Genomic DNA, 6,656 nt, shown 5'->3' on the forward strand with positions numbered 1-6,656 from the left:
GTTTGTCGTGTAAGGTCCATAAGCAACTGCTGCGGCTCCTGGAGCCAAAGGACCTCCGGTTACGGTATTAGTATATCTAACGCAGGTCGCGGCGGCTTGCTGTACATTGGCTTGTGCAGATGGAACTATCTTATAGATTGTGGATTCGCCATTTTCATCCAGTATTTCAAGATATTCCTGTGGGGCCACAATAGTTGATGTTGTTGTTGCCTCTTGTTCATCCGCGAAGGACAGAGTTGAAAGAAAACTTATAAATAAGCCCATGAAAATGGCATATATCGTTGTTTTTGATATCTAATCTCCTTGAACTTGAGCGTTCTAGATCAATAGTAAATTTGAGAACTCATGTTGGTTGTGGGCGTTATTTATGCCCGAAAGCAAGTATAGTCATGGCACTAACATCCAGAATGCGTCATATTGCCGCAGACTCACATTTTCCGTTAGCCAGTTGTCGCGTACTCTGAACTTCCTTCTCCAACTCCTTCCAAAGCCAATCCTCACCATAGGAGCTTTTGGTTTCTTGGCACAGGTGTATCCAACCCCATTGCCATTCCATAAAATCCGATTGCCAGGTTTTCCATTGTTGTTCGGTCGGCGGTCCGTATCGCCAATTGGGTGCGAGTACTACACCCAGGCCAAGCGGCACATCAAACCCGTATTGGCCTTGCAACAATAGGTACATAGCTCGGCGACGATTGGCCCACGAGGCGAAAGGTTTTAATGCCGGCACTTGATAGAGGGCAGTATTCAGTAATTCAATAGCCCAAAGGTAATGAACGGAGTTGACCAAGAACTGCCTATCTCCCCAATCGGTTTGGCAAAAGATTTGCGCCACAAACACCACATACAATTCTTCTCCAATCCGGCGTGACAGGAAATTCCTCCCCATCATCAGTAACATTCGGTAAATGTCTTGGGCTTGCCAGCGGTTGTGGACATGATTGCCCTGTTGCTTGGACTCACGCCAATACAGCACTAAGGCCGTCAACGTATCGAGACTGGCTAATTTGAGCAACCGGCGGCTCACTGACGAGGAGTAAGGTTGGCGGCGCTTAGCGGCGCTAATACCGCCGTCTTTCGCGGATCGATACACAATCGCTTGAACCTGTGGTTCTAACTTTTCCAGCCAATTATCGATTTTCGGTAGCACCCGATCTCCCAGACGTAGCACTTCCCAGAGTGGATGATTGATGTCTCGAGCGGAACCCGGTGCCTTGGCATCCACCAAGGCAACCAACGCGGCGCCGGGCTTGTGTTTACCGGCTTGGTATTTACTCCACTTATTTTTTGCAGGTAACGGTATGCCATCCTTGGTCTTATCTTGGGGCTCGAAGTGCTTTTCCAATTGGTAGGCGGTGGCTAATTGGGCTTTCTGCTGAAGACCGACATACCAATACTGCGTTCTTAGGCGGTTGATCAAACGGCGATTGTAGGGATTATCGGCAATTGGTTGAAGTATCGCTTTTTTCGCATCGTCGAGGCGAAAATTGATACATGATTGTTTTAATTGACTTATTGTTGCCATTTTAGGGTAAAAGTTTGCTCAATCTCTCCTGTTTCGCGGATAGCGTACATCAGTTACCCTATGGCGCATCAAAAATTGCTACCGAACGTGACATGACACAACCCGAGCCATTAGTACAGGAATTGCAGGAGACATTGACTCGTCTGTACGGCCCGCTCTTGGCAAGTCGCGATCTATGGAAGCTGTTGGGATTTACCAATCCAGCGGCTTACCGCCAAGCGCGTTTGCGGCAGCGGATACCGGTGGTGGAATTCGAAATCGAAGGCCGGCGTGGCCGGTTTGCGCTGACGCAGGATGTTGCGCGTTGGCTGGCCGAGCACGCTTATCTATCCCACAAACTGACAAAGACCAGGAGAAACCGAATGAGCTAACCCCCAAGCCCAAATAAATTCGCAGACTCAGAACGACAAAAGCCCAGGGTTGCAGCCCTGGGCTTTTCAAAAAACCGTCAAGAAATTCAAGTACTCATGACGGTTTCATTGTCGATCTAATTCAGGCCGGCGTCAAGTCGGCCGTCTGTTCTTACACCCATTTTTTAATACATCGCGCCGGGCGGAGGATTTCGTACGCCCCGGCGTCAGGAAAGACAATGAAAATATCCATAACCACGTTGCGCCAAGTGATTCGACTGTTGGCAGACCCAGACCTTTCGATGCGATCCATTGGCCGCACCTGCCGCATTTCACCCAATACCGCTAAAGCGGTTAACGCCCAATTGGTCAACAAACAATTGAGTTGGGCCGATCTCCAGGCTCTGGATGATGGCAAACTTTACCAAACGCTGTTCGGCGATAAAAAGCCGGGCGATTCTCGAAAACCTGTTCCGGACTGGATTCAGGTGCATTCCGAATTGTACAAACAGGATATGACCTTGCAATTGCTTTGGGAGGAATATCGCCAACGCAATCCGGAGGGTTTTTCTTACGAGCAATATTGCCGCCGTTACCGAGCCTGGAAACGCACTTGTAAGATCAGCCTGCGACAAATCTATTTTCCGGGCGAATATATCTTCGTCGACTTCTGTGGACGTACCATGCCGATTCGCGACGCCAAAACCGGGGAAGTTTGGTTCGCCCAGGTGTTTGTCGGCGCGTTGGGCGCTTCTGGGTATTTGTTTGCCGTTGCCGTCGCATCCCAGAAAATCGCCGACTGGCTCAAGGCTCACGCGCTCATGTTGGCGCACATCGGCGGCGTACCACGTTACATCGTCCCGGACAATCTAAAATCCGCCGTGCTGAAGAACAACAAGCAGGGATTGTTGCTCAACTCCGCGTATCAGGAACTTGCCGAGCATTACGATTTCATCATAATGCCGGCCAGACCGCGTAAGCCTAAGGATAAATCACTGGGCGAAATCGGCGTACAAATCGTGCAGCGTTGGGTGCTGGCCCGGTTACGCGATCAAGTGTTCTTTAGCTTGGACGAATTGAATACCGCCATCAGCTACTGGATGGAAAAACTCAATGAGCGTACCACTCGTACTTATCCGAATAGTCGGTTCCAACGCTTTTTCGAATTGGATGCACCGGTGTTAGAAGGGCTTCGCAGCGATCCCTATCCTTATAGCCAATGGCGCTACCAGGTCAGAGTCGATGAAAGTTACCACGTTGACTATGAGCAACACCAGTATTCAGTGCTGTATACCTACTCCCATCAACACGTCGATATTCGGGCCAACGACGAGTTTGTTCACGTCTACTACCAACGCCAGCTAGTAGCATCGCATATCCGCCAAATTGGCCCAGGCCGAACCACCTTGGACGAGCATATGCCGCCCAACCACCGTTTGTTTCGCGAAGGGACACTGGAAGGATTACAGACCTGGGCGCAATCCATTGGTCCGTCTACCGTGACGTTTCTGCAACGTAGCTTGGAAGACAAGCGCCACTTTGCCAGCCGTCTGAAAGCCGCGCAATTATTAAGGCGAGACGCCCAGAAAGACAACTGGCAGGGGCGCATTGAATCAGCTTGTACCCATGCACTACGGTTGAATTGCCTGGGTTTTGATCGGCTAAGGGGCATTATTCGTACCAATGCCGATAACCGTTTGTCAACGGTGACAACCGTCAAGGTGATCGAACATGAGAACTTGCGTGGCGCTGATTATTTCACCACCACATCGGAGACACCGCTATGATCATCGCCGGAACCATACCCCATAAACTTGCTCAGCTTGGCCTGCACGGCATGGCGGCCGCCTTGGAAAAACAGCAGTCCGAACCGAAATATACCGCCATGCCTTTTGAACAACGCCTAGGTTTGTTGATCGAGCAGGAGCTACAAAGTAAAGACGCCCGCAAAATCGAACGACTATTGAAAAACGCCAAACTCCGTTATTCCCAGGCGGTACTCGAAGACATCGATTACCGCAATCAACGTAGCTTGGACCCTTTGCAAATACAAACCTTGGCGACCGGTGAATGGATGCGGCAAAAACAAAACCTGATTTTGACCGGTACGACCGGCACCGGCAAAAGCTGGATCGCCTGTGCCTTTGGTCAACAAGCCTGCCGGCGAGGGTTAAGTACGCTCTATATGACCGCAACCCGCTTATTTGAGAATTTAACCGTGGGAATGGCCGACGGCAGCTTGCCCAAACTGCGACGTCAATTAATCAGCGCATCGTTGTTAATCATCGACGATGTCGGCATTGGCGGCGTACCCGCTCAATTAGGGCCGATACTTTTAGAAATCCTGGATCAGCAATCGATGGTCGGCTCCTTGATTCTTACCAGTCAATATCCGACTAATAAATGGTACGAATTGTTCGAAGACGCCACTGTTGCCGACGCGATTCTGGATCGGATCGTCCATCGAGCCCATCCGATAGAACTCAAGGGCGAATCGATGCGGAAGCTGAAAGGTAAAAACACGGCCTAAAGGCCTAAAACCTATCGCTTGCACATCCTTCAGGCCAAGGGTGTGCAAGTGATGCACCTAGGTGTGCAGATGCTCTGCACTTGGGTGTGCAAGTTCGTGCAATTACGCAAGACCGCATCCAGAACAAACCTCGCGCACGACGGCGGAGTGTTTTATCGAAGAGCAACCACTGCTGTTGCCAATCAAAGCCGTGTTCGATGGTTATGTGGAGCAAATGCGCCGCGTCAGCAGCCAATGTCTGATCCGCATCGAGCGCAATCGCTACAGTGTACCGGCGCAATGGGCCAATAAGGCCGTATCGGTGCGTGTCACGGCGAATCGCGTGCGTATGGTGGCTGAAGGACAGGTTATCGCTGACCACCCAAGACACTTCGGACGCGACCAGTTGATCTGCGACCCTTGGCATTACTTGCCGGTATTGGAGAAAAAGCCGGGGGCATTACGTAATGGTGCGCCGTTCGTGACTTGGGATTTACCGGTCTCGATCACGGTAGTGCGTGACCGCGTACTGAAACAACCAAAAGGGGATCGAGCGTTTGTCGAGTTACTCATGATGGCAAGGGACCTGGGCGACAACGGCTTGGATGCTCTGGAAGTGGCTTGCGATTTAACCTTGCAGACCGGTATTGTCAGTGCGGCGATTGTGCTGAATGAAATGCGCCGACTCACCGAGGCCGCACGGCCCGTGGCATTAAGCGAAACCGGTTCGGCGACACCTACATTGACCATCGAGCCCATCGCCGATTGCAGCCGTTACGATAGCCTGCGGAGCGTGAATCATGTCCATTGATCGCGCCGCCCAGCTCAAAGCGTTACATCTGTTCGGTATGGCCGCCTCATGGTCCGAGTGGCAAGCCGAATACAGTCATCAACAGAAACCGGTTATGCCGGAAGTCTGGCTGGATAAACTGATTGCCGCCGAACAAGCGGATCGACAGGCTCGTAGCCTCAACTACCAACTCAAAGCCGCTCGTTTCCCCATTCATCGCGATTTACTGCATTTTGACTGGCATGAAACGCCTTTGCCTCAGCACCGCATCGGCCAATTAGCGTCTGGCCAGTTCATGGAACAGGCCTACAACCTGATTTTGATCGGTGGTACAGGCACCGGCAAAACTCACTTGGCCACCGCTATTGGCATTGCCGCCATCCATCAAGGTAAGCGGGTTCGCTTCTACAATGCCGTCGATCTGGTCAACCAGCTTGATAAGGAAAAACAGCTCGGCAAAGCAGGCAATCTGGCCAAGCAACTACAGCACATGGATGCTGTTATTCTCGATGAACTGGGCTATCTGCCGTTCCCAGCTTCAGGCGGGGCTTTACTCTTTCATCTGATCAGCCACCTCTATGAAAAGACTTCACTGATCATCACGACCAATCTCAGCTTTGGGGAATGGGTACAGGTCTTTGGGGATGCCAAGATGACCACAGCACTACTGGATCGTATTACTCATCATTGCGACATCCTCGAAACCGGCAACGAATCTTACCGATTCAAGCAACGAAAAAAAGCTACAGAAAACCAATAACCCTACGCGCAAACTGGAAACTTTTCGACGCCCATCTGTGGAAAATTTTCTACGCCGATTGACACGCGACGGATAATAATCTGGCCAAGCTGATTTAATTCTTGCATCAGCAATCTGACGCCGTCGTGCTTGATCCAGTTTGTGACATTTTCGGCGTCAACGAATACCGCAATGCGATTGGCTTTTGGGTGAGTCATGGGGTACGGGTAAAGTACGAATAAAATAAACTAATTTTCGGGCTGAGCTCGGCTTGTCATCAATCCAACCCAAATTCGACCAGATTCGATTCAACGATAAAATTTCTATGGCGACAGAATTAACCCAAGGCAATTTCTGCTCAAAGGTTCCGTAAGCTGTTTATCTACCCAGCTATGGGATCCAATGTTTATGCCTTGTTCATAAGCCCAATAGGCTACCCTATTTGAGCATTTCAGGTCGGAGTTGAAATTAGTTAATTCGAAGATCAATTCTGCGTTATATCGAACGTTTCTATCGAGCCAGTTATCCAGATGCCTTTCAGCCGCTAACATGTCAGATTTGTGCGGGTTACAGGAGGCATGAGCAAGAACGAAGTTATGAGCCAAGTCACGAGGATACTTTGACCAGGGTACGAAATGATCGACATCTGCCTGGTTAGAAAGAGCCGTGCCACAATAGAAGCATTTATTGGATTGAATTTTTCGCAATAACTCAGAAACTTGGGTTAGGCATGCTCTCGGGGT

Annotated in this window: 9 protein-coding genes; 5 read left to right on the forward strand and 4 right to left on the reverse strand. The window is 50.3% G+C overall.

Annotation, left to right across the window (positions count from 1 at the left end):
- Both AC3B8H_RS16735 and AC3B8H_RS16740 read right to left on the reverse strand, forming a co-directional pair.
- On the reverse strand, window positions 1-264 hold a 264-nt coding region (locus AC3B8H_RS16735; protein ID WP_488442687.1), incomplete at its 3' end, for a hypothetical protein.
- Between the two features lie 148 nt (window positions 265-412).
- Window positions 413-1,525, reverse strand: coding sequence for a hypothetical protein (locus AC3B8H_RS16740; protein ID WP_064029160.1), 1,113 nt, complete (start codon window positions 1,523-1,525; stop codon window positions 413-415).
- A gap of 92 nt (window positions 1,526-1,617) precedes the next feature.
- Between AC3B8H_RS16740 and AC3B8H_RS16745 the strand changes: the two genes are divergently transcribed.
- From AC3B8H_RS16745 to istB (AC3B8H_RS16765), 5 genes are all read left to right on the forward strand, one after another.
- Complete coding sequence (locus tag AC3B8H_RS16745; RefSeq protein ID WP_488442688.1) at window positions 1,618-1,896, forward strand: hypothetical protein; 279 nt, start codon at window positions 1,618-1,620, stop codon at window positions 1,894-1,896.
- 218 nt (window positions 1,897-2,114) lie between these two features.
- Window positions 2,115-3,662, forward strand: a complete 1,548-nt coding sequence (istA, locus tag AC3B8H_RS16750) for an IS21 family transposase (protein WP_488442689.1) — start codon at window positions 2,115-2,117, stop codon at window positions 3,660-3,662.
- Window positions 3,659-4,405 carry an IS21-like element helper ATPase IstB gene (istB, locus tag AC3B8H_RS16755; RefSeq protein ID WP_488442690.1) on the forward strand — a complete coding sequence of 249 codons (747 nt, stop codon included), beginning with the start codon at window positions 3,659-3,661 and terminating at the stop codon, window positions 4,403-4,405. The genes istA and istB (AC3B8H_RS16755) overlap by 4 nt, the downstream gene beginning before the upstream one ends.
- 175 nt (window positions 4,406-4,580) lie before the next feature.
- Window positions 4,581-5,195, forward strand: a complete 615-nt coding sequence (locus tag AC3B8H_RS16760; protein WP_488442691.1) for a Mu transposase domain-containing protein — start codon at window positions 4,581-4,583, stop codon at window positions 5,193-5,195.
- Window positions 5,185-5,934: an IS21-like element helper ATPase IstB gene (gene istB, locus AC3B8H_RS16765; RefSeq protein ID WP_488442692.1), complete on the forward strand. Its 750-nt coding sequence runs from the start codon at window positions 5,185-5,187 to the stop codon at window positions 5,932-5,934. The genes AC3B8H_RS16760 and istB (AC3B8H_RS16765) overlap by 11 nt, the downstream gene beginning before the upstream one ends.
- Before the next feature lie 2 nt (window positions 5,935-5,936).
- On the opposite strand, the gene AC3B8H_RS16770 is transcribed toward istB (AC3B8H_RS16765), so the two are convergent.
- Both AC3B8H_RS16770 and AC3B8H_RS16775 read right to left on the reverse strand, forming a co-directional pair.
- Window positions 5,937-6,131, reverse strand: a complete 195-nt coding sequence (locus tag AC3B8H_RS16770) for a hypothetical protein (protein ID WP_488442693.1) — start codon at window positions 6,129-6,131, stop codon at window positions 5,937-5,939.
- Between the two features lie 105 nt (window positions 6,132-6,236).
- Window positions 6,237-6,620: an HNH endonuclease gene (locus AC3B8H_RS16775; protein WP_488442694.1), complete on the reverse strand. Its 384-nt coding sequence runs from the start codon at window positions 6,618-6,620 to the stop codon at window positions 6,237-6,239.
- Window positions 6,621-6,656: the final 36 nt, after the last annotated feature.

It is taken from the genome of Methylomonas sp. BG-2, from assembly GCF_057766305.1.

What these genes read in the sequence shown, in the direction of transcription:
- AC3B8H_RS16740 (WP_064029160.1), bottom strand. Translation starts at nt 1,525, where the DNA reads ATGGCAACAATAAGTCAATTAAAACAATCATGTATCAATTTTCGCCTC.
- AC3B8H_RS16745 (WP_488442688.1), top strand. Translation starts at nt 1,618, where the DNA reads ATGACACAACCCGAGCCATTAGTACAGGAATTGCAGGAGACATTGACT.
- istA (WP_488442689.1), top strand. Translation starts at nt 2,115, where the DNA reads ATGAAAATATCCATAACCACGTTGCGCCAAGTGATTCGACTGTTGGCA.
- istB (WP_488442690.1), top strand. Translation starts at nt 3,659, where the DNA reads ATGATCATCGCCGGAACCATACCCCATAAACTTGCTCAGCTTGGCCTG.
- istB (WP_488442692.1), top strand. Translation starts at nt 5,185, where the DNA reads ATGTCCATTGATCGCGCCGCCCAGCTCAAAGCGTTACATCTGTTCGGT.
- AC3B8H_RS16770 (WP_488442693.1), bottom strand. Translation starts at nt 6,131, where the DNA reads ATGACTCACCCAAAAGCCAATCGCATTGCGGTATTCGTTGACGCCGAA.